Origin of the sequence: Ectobacillus funiculus, assembly GCF_004138295.1 — a bacterium.
Lineage (GTDB): Bacteria > Bacillota > Bacilli > Bacillales > Bacillaceae_G > Ectobacillus > Ectobacillus funiculus.
Genome location: NZ_SCFM01000002.1, coordinates 232,131 through 249,916, shown reverse-complemented (window position 1 = coordinate 249,916; position 17,786 = coordinate 232,131). Strand labels below are relative to the sequence as shown.

Annotated in this window: 18 protein-coding genes; 7 read left to right on the top strand and 11 right to left on the bottom strand. The window is 39.1% G+C overall.

Going from position 1 to position 17,786, the window contains the following annotated elements; all coding sequences use genetic code 11:
• Nucleotides 1-44 precede the first annotated feature (44 nt).
• The 4 genes from EP737_RS01320 to EP737_RS01305 all read right to left on the bottom strand — a co-directional run bounded on the left by EP737_RS01320 (nt 45) and on the right by EP737_RS01305 (nt 4,177).
• Nucleotides 45-1,325, bottom strand: coding sequence for an MFS transporter (locus EP737_RS01320; protein ID WP_129726121.1), 1,281 nt, complete (start codon nt 1,323-1,325; stop codon nt 45-47).
• A gap of 1 nt (nt 1,326) precedes the next feature.
• A complete protein-coding gene (locus tag EP737_RS01315) occupies nt 1,327-2,286 on the bottom strand; it encodes a sugar kinase (protein ID WP_129726120.1) in 960 nt (319 codons plus the stop codon).
• Nucleotides 2,273-3,052: a sugar phosphate isomerase/epimerase family protein gene (locus tag EP737_RS01310; protein ID WP_129726119.1), complete on the bottom strand. Its 780-nt coding sequence runs from the start codon at nt 3,050-3,052 to the stop codon at nt 2,273-2,275. The genes EP737_RS01315 and EP737_RS01310 overlap by 14 nt, the downstream gene beginning before the upstream one ends.
• A gap of 258 nt (nt 3,053-3,310) precedes the next feature.
• The gene (locus EP737_RS01305) at nt 3,311-4,177 is read right to left on the bottom strand and encodes a LysR family transcriptional regulator (RefSeq protein WP_129726161.1); all 867 of its coding nucleotides are present in this window, start codon (nt 4,175-4,177) and stop codon (nt 3,311-3,313) included.
• Between the two features lie 98 nt (nt 4,178-4,275).
• On the opposite strand from EP737_RS01305, the gene EP737_RS01300 reads away from it, so the two are divergent.
• Nucleotides 4,276-5,208 carry a DMT family transporter gene (locus EP737_RS01300; RefSeq protein WP_129726118.1) on the top strand — a complete coding sequence of 311 codons (933 nt, stop codon included), beginning with the start codon at nt 4,276-4,278 and terminating at the stop codon, nt 5,206-5,208.
• Complete coding sequence (locus tag EP737_RS01295) at nt 5,189-6,457, top strand: CynX/NimT family MFS transporter (protein ID WP_205650849.1); 1,269 nt, start codon at nt 5,189-5,191, stop codon at nt 6,455-6,457. The genes EP737_RS01300 and EP737_RS01295 overlap by 20 nt, the downstream gene beginning before the upstream one ends.
• A 187-nt stretch (nt 6,458-6,644) precedes the next feature.
• Here the strand turns inward: EP737_RS01295 and EP737_RS01290 are convergent, their stop codons facing one another.
• Complete coding sequence (locus EP737_RS01290) at nt 6,645-7,109, bottom strand: PTS sugar transporter subunit IIA (RefSeq protein WP_129726116.1); 465 nt, start codon at nt 7,107-7,109, stop codon at nt 6,645-6,647.
• Between the two features lie 555 nt (nt 7,110-7,664).
• Between EP737_RS01290 and EP737_RS01285 the strand changes: the two genes are divergently transcribed.
• A complete protein-coding gene (locus tag EP737_RS01285) occupies nt 7,665-9,491 on the top strand; it encodes a cation:proton antiporter domain-containing protein (RefSeq protein WP_129726115.1) in 1,827 nt (608 codons plus the stop codon).
• Between the two features lie 282 nt (nt 9,492-9,773).
• Complete coding sequence (locus EP737_RS01280) at nt 9,774-10,853, top strand: murein hydrolase activator EnvC family protein (protein ID WP_165350647.1); 1,080 nt, start codon at nt 9,774-9,776, stop codon at nt 10,851-10,853.
• Nucleotides 10,854-11,128: 275 nt separating this feature from the next.
• Here the strand turns inward: EP737_RS01280 and EP737_RS01275 are convergent, their stop codons facing one another.
• Both EP737_RS01275 and EP737_RS01270 read right to left on the bottom strand, forming a co-directional pair.
• Complete coding sequence (locus tag EP737_RS01275; protein WP_129726113.1) at nt 11,129-12,532, bottom strand: HAMP domain-containing sensor histidine kinase; 1,404 nt, start codon at nt 12,530-12,532, stop codon at nt 11,129-11,131.
• The gene (locus EP737_RS01270) at nt 12,529-13,203 is read right to left on the bottom strand and encodes a response regulator transcription factor (RefSeq protein ID WP_129726112.1); all 675 of its coding nucleotides are present in this window, start codon (nt 13,201-13,203) and stop codon (nt 12,529-12,531) included. Before EP737_RS01270 ends, EP737_RS01275 begins: the two co-directional genes overlap by 4 nt.
• 349 nt (nt 13,204-13,552) lie before the next feature.
• Here EP737_RS01270 and EP737_RS01265 point away from each other — a divergent pair, with 349 nt between their 5' ends.
• Complete coding sequence (locus EP737_RS01265; RefSeq protein WP_129726111.1) at nt 13,553-14,677, top strand: MGDG synthase family glycosyltransferase; 1,125 nt, start codon at nt 13,553-13,555, stop codon at nt 14,675-14,677.
• Between the two features lie 215 nt (nt 14,678-14,892).
• Here EP737_RS01265 and EP737_RS01260 read toward each other — a convergent pair whose 3' ends face one another.
• The 4 genes from EP737_RS01260 to EP737_RS01245 form a co-directional block, all read right to left on the bottom strand.
• Complete coding sequence (locus EP737_RS01260) at nt 14,893-15,174, bottom strand: hypothetical protein (protein WP_129726110.1); 282 nt, start codon at nt 15,172-15,174, stop codon at nt 14,893-14,895.
• 26 nt (nt 15,175-15,200) lie between these two features.
• Nucleotides 15,201-15,908, bottom strand: a complete 708-nt coding sequence (locus EP737_RS01255; RefSeq protein ID WP_129726109.1) for a DUF421 domain-containing protein — start codon at nt 15,906-15,908, stop codon at nt 15,201-15,203.
• 135 nt (nt 15,909-16,043) lie between these two features.
• Nucleotides 16,044-16,247, bottom strand: a complete 204-nt coding sequence (locus tag EP737_RS01250) for a hypothetical protein (protein ID WP_129726108.1) — start codon at nt 16,245-16,247, stop codon at nt 16,044-16,046.
• Nucleotides 16,248-16,512: 265 nt separating this feature from the next.
• Complete coding sequence (locus EP737_RS01245; RefSeq protein WP_129726107.1) at nt 16,513-16,710, bottom strand: IDEAL domain-containing protein; 198 nt, start codon at nt 16,708-16,710, stop codon at nt 16,513-16,515.
• A 197-nt stretch (nt 16,711-16,907) separates the two neighbouring features.
• Here EP737_RS01245 and EP737_RS01240 point away from each other — a divergent pair, with 197 nt between their 5' ends.
• Together EP737_RS01240 and EP737_RS01235 are read left to right on the top strand one after the other, a co-directional pair.
• Nucleotides 16,908-17,378 (top strand): staygreen family protein, encoded by a 471-nt coding sequence (locus tag EP737_RS01240; protein ID WP_129726106.1) that lies wholly within the window; start codon nt 16,908-16,910, stop codon nt 17,376-17,378.
• Nucleotides 17,379-17,578: 200 nt separating this feature from the next.
• On the top strand, nt 17,579-17,779 hold the full coding sequence (locus EP737_RS01235) for a hypothetical protein (protein WP_129726105.1): 201 nt from the start codon (nt 17,579-17,581) through the stop codon (nt 17,777-17,779).
• Nucleotides 17,780-17,786: the final 7 nt, after the last annotated feature.

Sequence of the window (17,786 nt, the reverse complement as noted above, 5' to 3'; positions counted from 1 at the left end):
AGGTAATGTTTTATTTATTTTGGTGCTTGGTGAATGCCGGTTCATCAAGCACTTTTTTCTGTTGTTTTTTTCGCTTTTGCTGCACCAGATCCTTTTACTGCAATAATGGTTAAGAGGGATGAAAGGAATAAGGAAGCTGCCATAAACATATAAGAGGCACCAAATCCGCCTGTTGCTCCATTTAAATATCCTACAATATATGATCCTGCAAACGATCCTAAAGCTCCCATACTATTAATTAAAGCCATCGCTCCACCTGCTACATTACGCGGCAGAATCTCTGGAATAATCGCAAAGAATGGTCCGTATGGCGCATACATAGCTCCGCCTGCAATAACAAGAAGAATGAAAGACAGCCAGAAGTTACTTGTTCCAACAAGATACGATGCCGAAAATGCCAAAGCACCAATGAAAAGGAATGTCCAAACAAAACCGGAACGATTTAATGTTTTATCAGAAAAATGAGAGCTTACTAACATTAAAATAACTGCTAATAGGTACGGTACTGATGAGAGCCAGCCGGTTTTCACAATATCCATATCAGGCGCTGCTTTAATAATAGAAGGCAGCCACATCACGAATCCATATACACCGATGCTCCATAACGCATATTGCAAACTGAGCAAAATAACTGTTTTTGACTTAAATGCTTCCATATAGTTTTTTACAGGTTTTAAGCCTTGTTGTTCTTGCTCCATTTGCTCCTGCAGCTGTTGTTTTTCTCTATCTGTTAACCATTTCGCTTCCTTCGGCTTATCATTTACAACTTTCCACCAAATGAATGCCCAAAGTACAGCTGGCAGTCCCTCAAGGATAAACATCCATCTCCATCCTACAGACTCAACTAAATAGCCTGATACAATAGACATCCATAATACTGTTACCGGATTTCCCAAAATTAAAAATGTATTTGCGCGAGATCGCTCTGCTTTCGTAAACCAATGGCTTAGGAATACAAGCATTGAAGGCATAACAGCACTTTCCACAACACCTAATGCAAAACGGATAACCATAAGCCATTTCACGTCACTGATCATGCCAGTTGCAGTAGCCAAACCACCCCAAAGAAGTAAAGACCAGAAAACCAGCTTTTTTGCGCTTTTATTTTCTGCATAATGAGCGCCGGGAATTTGGAAAAAGAAGTAACCTAAGAAAAATAACGATCCAAGGAGCGAGGACATAGAAGCCGTAATATGCAAATCCTTCGCCAAACCAGCCGCAGCTCCAAAGCCGTAATTTGCACGGTCTAGATAAGCTAAGCTGTATGTGATAAAAACGACTGGAATCAAACGATACCAACGTGATTTTGCAATTGTATTTTGCATATTATCTCACCCCTGTTAAAATTTGGTTTATAAATCCCTCTAATCTCTCCCGATTCGGATAACCGTCACTGTCCCCCGCCGACTGAACTGCAAGTGCGCCAATCGCGTTCCCGCGCACAACAGATTCCTCTGCCGAAAACCCTTCCAATAAAGCGCTAACAACTCCTACAGCAAAGCCATCACCGGCACCGACTGTATCAATAACATGCTCTACTTTATAACCAGCTACCATACCTTTTTTCTGCGCTGTTTGATAAAATGCTCCCTTCTCACCAAGCTTAATCACGACCAGCTTTACCCCCTGCTCCAAATAAAATGCCGCAATATCTTCTGGCCTCTCATGTCCTGTTAAAATCCTTCCCTCCGCAATGCCTGGAAGCACATAATCGCTTTGGAAAGCAATTTCGTTCGTAACCTGAATCATCTCTTCTTTTGAATTCCATAAAGACGGTCGCAAATTCGGATCAAAGGAAACCGTTTTTCCTGCCTTCTTCATAAAACGAAGTGCATGATTGGCAAATTCCCTCGTGTGGACCGAAATCGCTAACGGAATACCTGACATATGCAAATGTCTTGCTGACAAGAAATACTCTTCATTAAAATCATCAACGCTTAAGTAACTCGCTGCGGAGCCCTTTCTAAAATACTGTACCTCCGGGTCTCCCGCTGTTACCTTTGATTTTAGCTGAAAACCGGTTGGGAAGCGGGAATCAACTAAAACTTGTTCAATATTAACACATTCCTTCTGCAAAGCTTGCGCGATGTATTTTCCAAAAGCGTCATCCCCTACCTTACTAACCCAGCCAGCTTGCAGCCCTAATCTGGAAAATCCAATTGCTGTATTCGTCTCAGCTCCAGCCAGTGACCTAGTATACTGCTGCACATTATGCAATGACCCTACTTCATTAGCAATAAACATTGTCATTGCTTCGCCAAATGTTACTACATCAAGCTTTGTCATATTGCTTCACCTTACTCTCTTGTTCTTTTATCGTATTTACATAGCACTTCGTCATCTCCCCAGATGCAAGCGGAAATTCCAACGCTGTCAAAACGTTGTTAGGAAACTGAGCTAAGACTGTTCTCCACGCTGCATCCATATCAAATGGCAAAGGCAACGTTATGAATGATCCGTCCTTTTTCTCCACGTGCTTCAAATGCACATACACTGTGTAAGGACGTAATTGTTCTAATGCTTCGTATACGTCTTCCCCTGTGTACGCCCAATTTCCAACATCAAATGTCATTTTTACAGGTACATGAGAAGCAGCAGCGTTTTCAAAAAAGGCTTTCAAGCGTTTCATATTCCCGCCATGCTCTGTCTGGTCATTTTCCACAAGCAGCACGCATGCAGCATATTCTTCTTCCCATGCCTCGCTTAACTCCTGCAGACAAGAGATTCCACTTTGAAAATGCCCCAGTGGAAATTTAATCATATTTGCACCGAGTTCCTTTGCTTCATGCAATGCCAGCGTTACAAGGTGATGATTAAACTGTCCAGCCTCCTTCCACAATTCAATTGGTGCAGAATAGATGGAAAATAAGTTTTGGAAGCGAATATGCCGTCCTAACTTAGAAAAAGAAAGTGTCTCGAGCGGCAATAGCTCACGACGAATTTCTACTCCATCTGCACCTGCTTTCGCAATAGCGGAAATCAGCTCCTCCTGTTCTAGCTCTGTCATTCTTTCTGCTTTGTAAGCATTTAATGGAACTATAACTTGTTTCAAGTTACACCCTCCTTCCTTTTGATAAACCGATTTAGTAAAACGGTTTAGTTAGATTATAAGTCTATGAAAACGCTTTTTCAATAGTTAATTTTTAAAAATGATAAAAAATTATAAACTTTTTATCATCCCACCTATTATGAGAGCATGCTATTTTCAACAAACTTCTTTAAGATCACTAACACCAGCCTGCAAGTAATCTGTTTCTTCTCCTAAAAATTTCCGACATTGAAAAAAGTTCACGTTATCCGTGAACTTTTTTCAATGAAATACTTCGCGTACCATTTGAATAAATACCTGTACAGCAAACGAAGTTTCCTTTAATGAAGGAACCGCCAAAGCAATTTCCCTCCAAACCTGCGGATTTAGATTCCTGACCTTAACATTGGGCGGAAGAGTTGAGAACGACATTTCAGCTAAGATCGTCAGCCCTAATCCTTCTTGTACCATGTTTAGTGCTGTGCTTACATTCGAGACAGTAAATTCCTTTCGAAGCCTTGCTTTAGCCTGATGAAACATATCGATAATTGGAGATTCATATCCCCCTTTAAATACAATTAATGGCTCATTTTCTAAATCCTTTATACTAATGGATGGCTTTATATACAACGGATGATCATCTCGCAGGACAACAACCATCTTATCCTTAGCGAGTGAAAGAGTATCCATTTCTTCGCTTGGAAGGATGATAATCCCGACATCTATCACCCGGGTCAATAACCATTCATTCACTTCCTCAAGTGTACCTTCATGCAAAACAAGCTCTAATTTAGGATATTTCTCCCGAAAGACACGGATGATTTTTGGCAGAAAATGAGCAGAGGCGCTCGGAAAACTGCCGATGCGGATTGTTCCTACTTCGAGACCTTTTTCAACAGCTACCTCTTGTTCAATCTTTTCGATCCCTATTAAAATCTCCCGAATGTGAACAATGATACGTTTTCCTACATCAGTAAGAATTAATCCCTTACGGCGATCACGAATAAAAAGTGTGACGCCTAACTCAGATTCAATGCTGAGTATTGCATGACTAACAGCTGGTTGTGTCATATTAAGTGCTTGTCCTGCTTTTGTAAAGCTCCCCACCTCAACCGTTTTTACAAATACTTGAAGCTGCGTAATGGTCATAACTAAATACTTATGCTCCTTATAAAAAACATTCATTTTATTTATCCTAACAAATAGCTTATCATAGTGCAGCAAGATATAACAAGGAGTGATATCTGATGGAACAGCTTTCCCGAACACGAACCGCTTTGCTTATCGTGTTTTTAGTTTTGGTTTGGGGAGTAAATTGGCCTTTATCCAAGTTCGCTCTCTCCTATACACCGCCCCTGCTATTCGCAGGTATACGAACATTAATAGGGGGACTTCTATTATTAATTGTTGCAATACCAAGGTATAAACAGATGCGTTTAAAAGAAAGATGGCATATATATCTGGTTTCTTCTGCATTTAATATCATTTTATTTTACGGGCTTCAAACTGTAGGATTAGGCTATCTGCCTGCTGGACTGTTTTCAATTATTGTATTCCTCCAGCCTGTGCTGCTCGGAATTTTTTCTTGGGCATGGCTTGGGGAATCCATGTTCGGATTAAAAATTTTTGGTTTATTCCTTGGATTTGCTGGTGTCGCAACTGTAGGTGCCAAGGGATTATCTGGTCATATCTCAGTTCTAGGCATTGTTCTCGCTCTAGGCTGTGCTTTTAGTTGGGCCATTGGAACGGTATTTGTGAAAAAAGCAGGCCATGCTGTAGATTCCATCTGGCTCACTACGCTTCAGCTTATCATCGGCGGCCTTTTCATGATAGGAGTTGGCTCCAAATTTGAGAGCTGGTCCAATATTATTTGGGACGCGGCATTTATTTGGGATTTACTTTTTATTTCGGTCTTCGTCATTGCGGCAGGTTGGTTAGTTTTTTTCAAACTCGTCAACTCAGGAGATGCAAGTAAAGTAGCATCGTACACATTTTTCATTCCATTCATTTCCTTATTAGCAAGTATCATCTTTTTTAATGAAGCATTCACCATTTCCCTGCTCATAGGGCTTATTTTGATTGTTGCCAGTATCACTCTTGTAACTTCTAAGCCTAAGCCATTAAAAGCAGCTATTCAAACATCTCATGTTACTCTACAACATGAAAGTCAAGGAGAGTAATCATATGCATTCAAAACATACTGTGGCTAAAGCACACTCTTCTTCCCGTTTAAAAACCTGGATACTTATTATAGGAATTATCTGTGCTGCCGCTAATCTGAGATCTCCTCTTACAGGTGTAGGACCTATCTTGGAATTCATTCAGTCGGATACAGGGATGTCCAATACATTAGCAGGAATGCTGACAACTTTGCCGTTGCTTGCATTTGCTTTTTTTTCACCGCTTGCGCCTAAACTTGCCCGCAATATAGGGATGGGGTATACACTATTTGGTGCCTTGCTTTTGCTCGCAGTAGGGATTATCCTCCGTTCTGTACCAGTGACGGGTACATTGTTTATCGGTACAGCTTTGATTGGTATTGCAATCGCTATATGTAATGTACTTTTACCAAGTTTAATCAAACAGGAATTTCCGTATAAGGTTGGACTTATGACAGGTGTATACTCAGCTTCCATGAATATGTGGGCAGCGATCGCATCCGGAATCAGCATTCCTCTTACTCAAGGGTTAGGTTTTGGTTGGCGTATTTCTCTTGCTTGTTGGATACTGCTGTCTCTCATATCCATTGCGGTCTGGATCCCGCAATTGCGAACCCATAAGCCCCGCAGCAGTTCCGTTCATACAAAAGAATCTTTATGGCATTCCAAACTAGCATGGAACGTAACTATGTTCATGGGATTACAGTCTGTTGTCTTCTATTCTGTTGTTACTTGGCTTCCTGCTATTCTTCACCAACAGGGAGTTAGCCAATCCGCAGCAGGATGGCTCCTGTCTTTAGCGCAGCTTGCAAGCCTTCCGCCTACCTTTATTGTGCCGATCATAGCAAGCCGCAGTTCAAATCAACGCGGCCTTGTTGGTTTCATTGTAGCTGTCTTGCTTCTCGGCTACATTGGACTTCTTAGTGGGGCAACTGCCTTCGTGCCCTTATATGTTATACTGCTTGGCATTGGCACCGGGTCAGGCTTTGGCTTAGCTACTATGTTTTTTACCTTGCGTACTCGTAACGCACATGAAGCAGCTGAATTATCAGGCATGGCTCAATCTGTTGGTTACTTACTAGCAGCAGCCGGGCCGATTCTTTTTGGATTTGTACATGACCTGACTCACAATTGGACTATTCCTTTACTTATCTTGGTTGCTGCAGCCATTCTTCTCTTTATTTTTGGGATGGGAGCTGCTAGCAGCAACTACGTAACCTCTACAAAAAGGAATTCAACATTTGATTTTCAAAAACAAATGGGGAGTTAAAGGAGTGCAAAAGGGAAGTCAAAGGAGTGCAAAAGGCATCGGCCTGATGATAAAAACATCCCTTCTTCTTTGGAAGCTATGTTTGCACCATGCACTGTTTCAACTCATCGGAGACTAAGGAAAAAGGAGATGGCATCATTCGTTCCATCTCCTTTTTCTTGATTGCTCTCCCAATCATTAGCGTATATTAGATAACTTTTATTTCTTGTCCCTCTATAACTACCTTTTCATTTTCTTTCAAATTTGTAAACACTACTGGTGTAATGATAGAAGGCACTTTATCTTTTATCGATGCAAAGTCAACTTCCAATAACTTCTGTCCTTTTTTAACAGCTTGTCCATCCTTTACAAACACAGTAAATCCTTCACCTTTTAGGGTAACAGTTTCCAGTCCCACATGAATTAGGACTTCCCTCCCATTAACATCCTGCAGGCTTACCGCGTGCTTCGTAGGAAATACACTAACCACTTCTCCATCTATAGGTGATACAACTGTTCCGTTTGTTGGATTTACCGCAAAGCCATCTCCCATCATTTTTTGAGAAAATACAGGATCTGGAACTGCATCTATCGGAAGCAGTGCACCTTCTAATGGCGCTAAAATAGCAGTGTCCTTTTCGACCTTCTTACTCTTAAATAAATTCTTAAACATCTTAATTCCCCCTATATATAAGTAATTTTGATTAAACTGATAACGCTTTCTTATACAGAAAAGCTTTTTGTCCATTCACAAAAAAGGAACCGGTTCCTTTTTTAGCTAAAAAATAAATACCCGAACACTCTATCATTCCGGAATCGTTTTCAATTTGAATTATATTCTTCCATTTACGTCTTGTCAACGGTTTCTCTCTTAATTATTTTATATTTTTTGAAAGTTTCTTATATATTCTTCACGTACAAGTTTTACAAATATGTATGGCAGAGAAAAAGGGATTCGAACCTACGACCTATCGGTTAACTACATTTCCTTTCACATTGAATTTTGGTCATACTTATTAAAACCTTGGACTATTGGTTCTTAACAATGATCGCTTGGCAATAATCTTAATGAGGGAGTTCGAATGCTTTTGTCGATACTTGAATATATATGTATTCAAAAAGGGGCTCATATTCTATCTTATTAACGATACAAAAACTGTTACTAGTGTCCAGCTAACGACTTCTTAATCTTTAATGATTTTTGATCCGATATGAGGAGGGGGCAGCCGTGGAGCATCAATCTTCATTATTATCACTTACGATTGTAGTTGCACTTGCTTTTTTAATTCCAGTCCTGCTGCAGCGTTTTCGGCTGGGGAGCTTTCCTGTTGTCGTCGCTGAGATATTGGCAGGAATTATCGTTGGGAAAAGCGGTTTAAATATTGTTCAGACAGAAATGTGGCTTGAGGTTCTTTCTTCACTTGGATTTATCTTTCTCATGTTCTTAAGCGGCTTAGAAATCGATTTTTCCTTATTTCGCCAAAATACAAAGTCCGCAAAAGAACCACATGCTTTTCGTACTGCCAGCTTTGTCTTTCTATTGATATTCGGGTTGTCTTACCTTTTATCGCTCACATTCGTACAGTTTGGATTTGTTTCTAACTCCTTTTTTATGACACTTATTATATCCACTGTTTCATTAGGAGTAGTTGTACCAGTTTTAAAGGATGGCAACGTTAGTAAAACAAGCATCGGCCAGACTATTTTATTAACTGCCGTTATTGCAGACCTTGTTACTATGATTTTACTTGCTGTGTTTGTTGGTCTGCACTCAACTGATGGACAAAATATGTGGCTTTTACTTTTATTATTTGCCGCTGGAGTTATTCTATATGTAATAGCACGTTGGCTCCGGAAGCTGCACTTCATGGAACATCTTCGAAGAGGCAGCATACAAATTGATACACGAGCTGTGTTTGCGCTCATTCTCATTCTCGTTGGGCTGTCAGAGCGCATAGGCGCTGAAAATATTTTAGGAGCTTTTTTGGCCGGTGTACTTGTTTCACTTCTATCTCCCAATCCCGAAATTACTGAAAAGCTCGAATCGATCGGTTATGGCCTGTTTATCCCTATTTTTTTTGTGATGGTTGGCATAAACCTAGAGCTATGGTCAATTGTTAAAAATCCATCCAGTATTCTAATTATCCCGCTTTTACTAGCTGCACTATTCCTTTCCAAGCTCGTACCATCACTGATACTGCGGAGGTGGTATTCGTGGAATATCGTAATTGGTTCATCTATTCTGCTGACCTCTACCCTATCTCTTGTCATTGCCGCTGCTCAAATTGGCGAAAGGCTTGGAATCATTGAGGCCAGCCTTTCTGCTGCGTTCGTTTTAAGTGCCATCATCACATGTATTATCGGACCGATTTTATTTAAGAAAGTATTCCCAAAGGTTGAGGTTGATCGTAAAAAAGTAGCAATTGTAGGGGTGAATCGTGTTACTCTTCCTCTATCACTGGACTTACTCCATGAAAGATACGATGTTACATTATACAATACTATGCACTTCAAGCATATGTTCAAAGAAAATGAAGAAGAGGCAGCTTTGCCATTACTTTCTGTAAAAGATTTTTCGATCTCTACTCTAACACAGGCTGGGGTGTTTACATCTGACTACCTTGTTTTTGCGACAGATGAAGATCCTCAAAATTTGGAACTCGCACTACATGCCAAATATCTTGGCTTAGAGCATATTATTACAAAAATAGAAGATCCAGCATTACAAAGCAGAGCAACCTATGAGCACATTAATGTATTTTCTACTTTAAATTCTACACGGTTTCTGCTCAAGGCGTTAATTGACAACCCAAGCTTGCTGCGACTCATCGAAAAATCCCATGATACAATTCGGGAAATTCGATTAACAAAACATAAGTACGATGGAATTGCTATTCGAAATTTACCACTAGTAGAAGATGTACTTATTCTGCAAATCATGCGAGGAAAGAATTCGCTCGTTCCTCGTGGGGATACAAAATTACACCATAAAGATATATTATTAGTAACGGGATCTAAAGAAAATCTCGATCTATTGCAGCAACTGTTGAAATAAACGCCGCAGCGTTCTCAGTCATTTCTTAAGACAAGAGCATTTCACAGAACGGCTGCCTTCTACACAAATAGAGGACAGCCTTTTTCTCATTGCACTTTAGGAAGGTGAAATTTACTTGACAAGTATTATTTCTATATTCCTCAACTTGCAACAAATTTGTAAACATAACGACAAAATACCTTTTCTTTTTTAAAGATCATTTACATTTTTATTACAATCGACTGAGTTCCTTCCCAGCCATGCTATAAATTTATGTGGAGAATACAGGGGAGGATTATCAAAATGAGGAGAACAAAAGCAATACGAATGGTATTATTGATAAGCATGATAATGGGGTCTGCTGCGCTTCCCGCATATGCCGAAACAGCAACAGAAGACGGAGACCCCTTTCTTCAACATATATCAAATGAGCACACAGATGCACCTGAACAACAGCAGCTGGAACAACTAAAACAACAGTTACAGCAACTCGATCAGGAGATTACAAACACACAAGCAGAGTTAGCGGCTACAGAGCAGCAAACTCAAGAGACCGCAGAATCAATTATTTTAAAAAAGCAGTCAATTGAAACACTCGAAATAAAAACCCAGCAAAGAAAAGAAATACTAAAAGAAAGATTGCTAGCACTACAATCTCAACCACAAGAACAACTTGTAACAGATGCATTAGTACAAACAAACAGTATGACTGATTTACTAGATAGCATATATTCACTTAGCCTAATTTTCCAATCTGATGAAAACATGCTCAATGAACAGCAATTAGATCAGAAACAATTGGAACAAGAAAAAAACAGCTTAGAAGCTAAGGAAGCTGCATTGCAGACATATGCGGCCTCCATCAAAGAAAAACAGCAAGAATTAGAAAAAAACCAAGCAGAGAAAACTGCTGCCATAGCAGCTTTAGAGCAAAAACTAAATGAAACACCGACAGAAATGACAAATCAAGAACCGCTCCTAACAGATTCGACGACCTTTATCAAGCCAGCAGCTGGTGCATTTACATCTGGCTTCGGCATGAGAGGAAATGAAAATCATAAAGGAGTTGATATCGCTTCTTCTGGAGCAGTTCCTATCGTAGCCGCAGCAGCAGGAACAGTGATCCGCTCGTACTATTCAAACAGCTATGGAAATGTAGTCTTTATTTCTCATCAAAAGGATGGAAAAACATATACGACCGTTTATGCTCACATGCGCAGCCGCTCTGTTGAACAAGGACAAGTTGTACAGCAAGGACAGCAAATTGGTGTTATGGGGAACACCGGAGCGTCACAAGGACAGCATTTACACTTTGAAATTCATGAAGGTGACTGGAACATCGACAAATCTAATGCAGTGGATCCCATGTTATTTTTACATTAATCCACTAGCGTTTAGATTAGCAGCATAAAACTGAATGATATAAAGCAATAATCAAAAAAAGGATAGATGCAGCGCAGGATGCTGCATCTATCCTTTTTTTGAACTCTCTCTATGCAATATGCAGATGCTGCTGTAATTCATAATATAACAAATGAGAGCTTTCTTATCTTTTTCTCAATTGTCTTCTAGCTAGAAATTTATACTTTCTTAAAGTGCAAGTCAAATACCATCTTCTTTTACAAAACACATCAAACAAGCGCTCACTCCTCGATGCTTTACAAAATAGGGAACGATAACGACACCGTCGTTCCTTCTCCTTCTACGCTATCGAGTGCTATATGCCCTCCATACTTATTCACCAGTCTTTTCGCAATCGCTAAGCCGAGACCGTTTCCTCCCTGCTTCCTCGTTCTTGCTTTATCCACTCGATAAAATCGATTCAATACAAAGGGCAAATCTGCTGCAGGAATACCGATTCCTTTATCTGATACGCGAATGTGAACATTTCCTTCTTTTAAAAGACTTTCAATTCTAACCAGTTGCTGCCCTGCTCTCGAGTATTTGACTGCATTATCTAATAAAATAACAATAACCTGTTCCAGATGTCTGGCAGACATGTGGATAGTTGTACCCTCGGCTTTCAGCTGCTTAGAAAAAGATACGGTTGGATGCAATACTTGAAAATTCTTTGCCGCGCGTTCTATAGTTTCATCTACGCTGGCTGGCTCAATAGCTACTTTCGTTTGATCTGATTCAGCACGAGATAGCTCCAACAATTCGGCTACTAATCCGTTGAGCCGCTCTACTTCCTTTAAGCTAGCCTGAAGAGATTTCTCTAGTACGATAGAGTCATTTTTCCCCCAGCGGTTCAACATAGATAAATGCCCTTGAATAATGGCTAGCGGCGTTCGAAGTTCATGTGATGCATCTTCTACAAATTGCTTCTGCTGCATAAAAGATTGCTCCATATCATCCATCAGTTCATTAAATAATATCCCGAGCTTAGCTAGTTCATCATTATTTTTTGAAATCGGCACGCGTTCCATGAGGCCGTTTTGACGAATTCGATGCATCGTATCGGTAATAATCTGCACCTTCGTAAGCAATTGCTTTGCGATAATCGTACCGCCTAAGAAGCTAAGAATCAATCCACCAACACCGGCAACAAGCATTACTAAAAAAACAGTGTCAATAAATTTATCGAAGATTTCTGTATTACGAATGATTTCAATGGTTCCTGTAAAAGATTGCGTGGCTACGGGAGCACGCGCAATCAATATTTGGTTCTCCCAGTGCCGCTTTGTTACATACTCGACGGAAGAGACAGACTTTGGCTTCATCCAATTCTCTGGGATATCGCGAGAAACTGAAGCCAAAACACGACCGTGCGCGTCCAAAATGCGAATGAGCTGATGCTTTACATTTACACTAGCTAGAAACTCTTGACTATCAACTACGTTGTTCACGGAAAATGCGGTTTTCGGATCTGTTAGGTAAGTGCGTACCTCTGTCATGTACAAATCTAGCTGCTGCTTTTCGTAACCCATTGTCCAACGGTTAATCACAACATATTGCAGCAAATTAGAACTCGCAAACAAAATAAAAATTAGAAAAGTCGACCATAAAGTCAGCTTCCATCTAATCGGTAAATTCCGCAGAGCCTTTTGTATCCTTATCATCTCATCACATACCCTACGCCACGGACTGTCTGAATATATGTCTCTTTGTCGGAATCGCTAAGTTTATTACGTAAGTAGCGAACATATACATCCACCACATTTGTTTCAACAGCACAATCATATCCCCATATTTGTTCTAATAAGACATCTCTTGTTAGTACCCGATTCACATTTTTCATAAACATAGCAAGCAGTTCAAATTCTTTATTAGTGAGCTCAATCATTTGTTCATCCTGCTTCAAGACACGGGACTCCACATCTAATTCCAGATTTTTAAAAGTGAGAACAAGCTTTTTCCTATCATTGCGTCTTTGTTCTCTTCGTAAAATAACACGCATACGGGCTAGCAGCTCTTCAATGGCAAATGGTTTTGGTAAGTAATCATCCGCACCGCTATCTAAACCTGTTACACGATCCATCACACTATCGCGGGCAGTCAGCATAATAACAGGTGTATCCTTCACGGTCCGCAAACGCCGACAGACTTCGATTCCATTTAATCCAGGCAGCATCAAGTCTAGCAAGATAATGTCGTAATCCTGCTGAATTGCTATATCTAAGCCTTTACGCCCATCATGTGCAATCTGCACCTCATACCCTTCATATCTTAATTCGAGTTCCAAAAATTCGGCTAATCTTTCTTCATCTTCAATAATCAAAATATGTTCCATTTTTGCTCCCTATCTAACAAAAGTAATAGCATTCTTTATTATAACAAAAAGGTACAGCTCTCAAAAAAGACATCTTGTCCAAAATAAGAGACGAAACATCTTTTTACACAAATTCCTTTTAGCTTTATTGTACGTGCAGCAAGTTGAATCGAAATGAAAAAACCATGAAAAATTTCTCATCTTCTAATCGTTGAAACAGCTCCTATCCCCCGATATATGAAAAAATTCTCATATTATTTTCATCATTCATAAAGGTTTTTATTATATACTTCGAATCACATTGAAGAACATTGCTTCGACTGAGCCTAAACATTTGAAATATGAATTTCAGAAAGGATACAAATTTGGGATGAAGGAACCTAAAATATTAGTTATTACCGCAAGTTTTGGGAACGGCCATAACCAGGTCTCAAATGTAATCAAGCATACATTTGAGAAATTCGGTATTGGCACTGTTCAGATTTACGACTTATATGCACATGCGTATCCATATTGGAACGAAGTAGCTAAATTTTTATATAAACAAGCATTCACAATAGCCCCTTCGCTTTATAAGCAATTTTTTTATTTCATGGACCAAAGGTATGGAACAAAAGCCACGAAATGGTATGTACGGCTCGGAGAGAAACAGCTAGAGGACATTTTAAACGCAAAGCAGCCCGATATTGTCATTACAACTTTTCCTGTTGGTACAGTTCCCGAGCTACGCAAGAAAAAAAAATACCCATTTCAGCTTTATACAATTGTGACCGATTATTGTCTCCATCGCACATGGATTCACGAAGAAATCGACCGCTATTATGTTGCTACAGACGAAGTGAAAGAGAAACTTGTTGTAAATGGCATTTCACCAGAGAAAGTATATGTCAGCGGCATTCCAATTCGCAAGGAATTTGAGACTGCCCGCAACCTTAACTATATGCTTGATAAATATGGATTACAAGCAGCATACAAAAAGGTACTTGTTGTAGCAGGTGCACAAGGGGTAGTCAAGCATATAAGGTGGATTACAGAGCGGCTGCTTCAAGATTCTACAGTTCAATTACTCGTTGTTTGCGGACGAAACAAGCGTCTCTATCAGCAGCTAACCAGTCTAGTACCGATATATGGGGATAGACTAAGGCTTTTCCAATATGTAGAACATATTCACGAGCTATACGAATTAGCTGACGTAATGATTACGAAACCAGGCGGCATTACATTATCTGAAGCGATCGCCAAAAAATTGCCAACCGTATTGTACAAGCCAGTGCCCGGACAGGAACAGGAAAATTCATCTTTCTTCAATGGAAGAGGGGCTTCTATTGTTCTGCGTGATAAAGGAGCCGTTGTAAAAGAAACATTACTCTTGCTACAACAAACAAATCGGTTGAAACAGATGCGAACTGCTTTAGCTAATTTATATAAAAAAGATAGTTCCCAACGTATCACCATGGATATCCTAAAGTCATTTCATCGATATGTGCATGTGTAGGTCTTTAAGTCTGTATATACAATTTAAAACATTGTTATCTTATTCAACCGTGCAAATAGCCGCTGCGCGGTTGAATAATTGTTGTCCTAAAAGAGATATCTTGTTTTTTCACACTTTAAGAAGATAGAAATTTTCAGCTAGAAACGAATTTGATATAGCAGGAAGTTTTAGGAACAAAGTGTAAATGTAACAACACCTCTGTCTTCGCCTAACGGCTAGTTTTCTTTATCATTCCGTAAATGTCTAACAGCAGTTCGTAAAGATGAATAATTCCCGATTGCGGCATAACCATAAAAATACCCCATGAAAACGCCTGCCCAAAGATTTCCGCGATGGCTATAAAAAATAGAAATTATTAATCCTAATAAAACTGCGAGCATCGGAACATAATGACGCGGAATCGGACAGACTACTTTTGCAATCTGCGTCAGTACAAGTACAACAGGCACGGCAAGTACAGCATCCCAAAAATTTGTATGAACAATAGGAAAATCCATAGCTTCTCCCCCAATGATATGTACTCTTACTCACTATTGCCGAATGAAGCCGTACCGTCCTTGTATAAATCTATGTACAGCTTGCCGTTCGTGCCCTTTACGACATAGTAAGTATCTTCAACAGTTGTGTTTCTTTTTTTAAGTTCTGCTAATAGCCAATCCATTGTATATGGATAATTTAAATTTTTGTGTATAATTTCTCCATCCATTATGAATTCAATAGGCATATCTGCCCCTTGAGAGGTATGAAGAGATAAATCCTGCTTTGTTAGGGGGCGATACTGCTCTTTTTTTAAGACAGAGAGCGCACCATTGCTTTCCAATAAAGCATATTCCACCTCTTCAATATTAAATATATCCTTTTGTCGCAATCCCTCATTTAAATCATCTAAAGAATATTTCGTTTTTTTCATATTCTCATCTAAAAGCAATCCCTTTTCAATAATCATAGTCGGATAACCAGATATCCATTTTCTAAGCCTTCTATTCTTAAGCGAAACAAAAGAAAATACATAAGCCAGCAAACAAATTGTCATCACAGAGATAACCATCGGGAAAAAAGCTAAATTTGTATTAAACGCAGCATTTCCCGCAATCGAGCCAAGTGTTATCCATAGCGCAAGGTTGTAGTATAATGTATGAGCGCTTAGTTGTTTTCCTTGTAAATTGGTTATCACCATTAGTAATATAAAAATAGCAATTGTACGTAAAATCGTTTCTATCCAATGGGGCATATGCTTCCTCTTTCTCTGGAAATAACTATTGTCTTTATAGCATCCATATTTTGTCCCATTTTTTTCAAAAATAAAACAAACCCTTTTCTAAAATGGACGATAAACAGACAGAAAAAAAACGACGGATTCACACCGTCATTTTCCTTCAAAATACTCCTGAAACTTCCTATCATCCGTTTTCTCTTCATTCCGATAATAAGGGTTATCTTCCTTCACATTTTTCGGATCTAGCTTTGTCTGGATGACAAGAGATGGAGAATGTGCAGGCTCCGCAATCACGCGGTCCTCTAATTCTTTAAAGTCCGGCATTTCCTTATTTCCAGGCTGATTCGGCTCCATTCTAAACACCTCCTACATATAATAGCTTGCTTAAGTTCGAAAATTTTATGTACCAAAAAAACCCTCACCCCTACACGAGGGAAAAGGGTTTACTTCAATTAATCGATTGGCAAAGGAATAGCTGGAGCCTTCAAAGATAGAGCAGCTATACACGTCATCTTTATGCTCAAATATTAGACCAACGCCGCTAAAACCGTAAACAACACCTATGCCTCTTATCCCCTCATGTTGCCAGCTTGTTTCATGCCTAGTTGTTTCTTCTATATTAATATATATGTTTCAATTCCTCAGTTAAGCGCATAAATGCTTCTTTATCTCTATTTCGTAATGACTGGTCGATTTCTTTATGAATCTGCTCTTTTCTAAAATTACGAATTGCTTGTTCTAACAGCAATTCAGCAAGTAAAGAATCGATAGCGTATGGTTCAAGCTGCTGTGGTGCATTGAGATAAAACTGTTTCATATGAAATCAACTCCTTGTCTTTTTTATAGTTTACTCAAAATCTTCTGACTATTCAAATATTTAATATTGGTACTTTTTGAAAATCATCCCATACTGATACTAAATGTTGTAGTTCATTGAACTCTTACATCTCATCACATCCCCCCTCTGTTCACATATACTATTGTAATGAATGTGAACAGAAAGGATTGTTTAGCTTGTCAAATTTTGATCCAACAAAATTGTTTGTGACATTCCTTCCTCCCGCAAATCTGTATGAGCCTGTTATAGATCGCAAATATACATTAACCCATTCAGATGTGACCGAAAAGCTATTTTTGAGTATCGGATATATCTATGATACCTATGCCATTGATCAACATCTCAGAGATGAGCTCGTCGCCCAATGGACAAACAAACATGAAAAGCTTGTTTTATTTGGAAAAGTATATATCAGCGGTGGAGAATTTGATGAAAAAACTGCAGGCAAGCGTTTTTATATATTTCAAAAAGAAATGGCTACGGCTTTAAAGGCAATCGTCAATGGAGACAAGCAATTGTATACGTATTTCCCTTCCTTGCTTACTGCTCCTATTTATATTTATTTCGAATCTGTCTATCCCGACTTCAGTCGTGTTGTATACTATGGTAGGCCAGAGCAGTACTTGTATAAATCGGATAAAACGTAGTTATCTATTCACTTTTTGAAGGTGATATATACCTTTTTTCTATATTAATACGGTAAATGAAATTAAAACATCATAAATAGATGTACATGTTGTTTTAATTGTCTTAATTTAGTTTTGGTGATTGAAGTTTTAAAAATAATTATAGATTCATACATAAAAGCTCCTACACGAGCCATACTACAACCAAAAGGAGCGGGATCATGATGAAATCAAGCCAAGCTAGTGTGGAGCTTCGAGGAATGATCATAGCAAATGATGAATCTGGTGCTGTTGATCACGCTATGTTTCTTCAAGCATTTAATGAGTTTTTATCCTCAAAAAGCTGGACATTCTTTGGAAGCACACAGCATCTTGAAACAGATGTTCAAGTAACACCGGATTTCACTCTGGAGACAGAATAGGAGAAAG

What these genes read in the sequence shown, in the direction of transcription:
- EP737_RS01320 (WP_129726121.1), bottom strand. Translation starts at nt 1,325, where the DNA reads ATGCAAAATACAATTGCAAAATCACGTTGGTATCGTTTGATTCCAGTC.
- EP737_RS01315 (WP_129726120.1), bottom strand. Translation starts at nt 2,286, where the DNA reads ATGACAAAGCTTGATGTAGTAACATTTGGCGAAGCAATGACAATGTTT.
- EP737_RS01305 (WP_129726161.1), bottom strand. Translation starts at nt 4,177, where the DNA reads ATGACCATTACGCAGCTTCAAGTATTTGTAAAAACGGTTGAGGTGGGG.
- EP737_RS01300 (WP_129726118.1), top strand. Translation starts at nt 4,276, where the DNA reads ATGGAACAGCTTTCCCGAACACGAACCGCTTTGCTTATCGTGTTTTTA.
- EP737_RS01295 (WP_205650849.1), top strand. Translation starts at nt 5,189, where the DNA reads ATGAAAGTCAAGGAGAGTAATCATATGCATTCAAAACATACTGTGGCT.
- EP737_RS01290 (WP_129726116.1), bottom strand. Translation starts at nt 7,109, where the DNA reads ATGTTTAAGAATTTATTTAAGAGTAAGAAGGTCGAAAAGGACACTGCT.
- EP737_RS01280 (WP_165350647.1), top strand. Translation starts at nt 9,774, where the DNA reads ATGAGGAGAACAAAAGCAATACGAATGGTATTATTGATAAGCATGATA.
- EP737_RS01275 (WP_129726113.1), bottom strand. Translation starts at nt 12,532, where the DNA reads ATGATAAGGATACAAAAGGCTCTGCGGAATTTACCGATTAGATGGAAG.
- EP737_RS01270 (WP_129726112.1), bottom strand. Translation starts at nt 13,203, where the DNA reads ATGGAACATATTTTGATTATTGAAGATGAAGAAAGATTAGCCGAATTT.
- EP737_RS01265 (WP_129726111.1), top strand. Translation starts at nt 13,553, where the DNA reads ATGAAGGAACCTAAAATATTAGTTATTACCGCAAGTTTTGGGAACGGC.
- EP737_RS01260 (WP_129726110.1), bottom strand. Translation starts at nt 15,174, where the DNA reads ATGGATTTTCCTATTGTTCATACAAATTTTTGGGATGCTGTACTTGCC.
- EP737_RS01255 (WP_129726109.1), bottom strand. Translation starts at nt 15,908, where the DNA reads ATGCCCCATTGGATAGAAACGATTTTACGTACAATTGCTATTTTTATA.
- EP737_RS01250 (WP_129726108.1), bottom strand. Translation starts at nt 16,247, where the DNA reads ATGGAGCCGAATCAGCCTGGAAATAAGGAAATGCCGGACTTTAAAGAA.
- EP737_RS01245 (WP_129726107.1), bottom strand. Translation starts at nt 16,710, where the DNA reads ATGAAACAGTTTTATCTCAATGCACCACAGCAGCTTGAACCATACGCT.
- EP737_RS01235 (WP_129726105.1), top strand. Translation starts at nt 17,579, where the DNA reads ATGATGAAATCAAGCCAAGCTAGTGTGGAGCTTCGAGGAATGATCATA.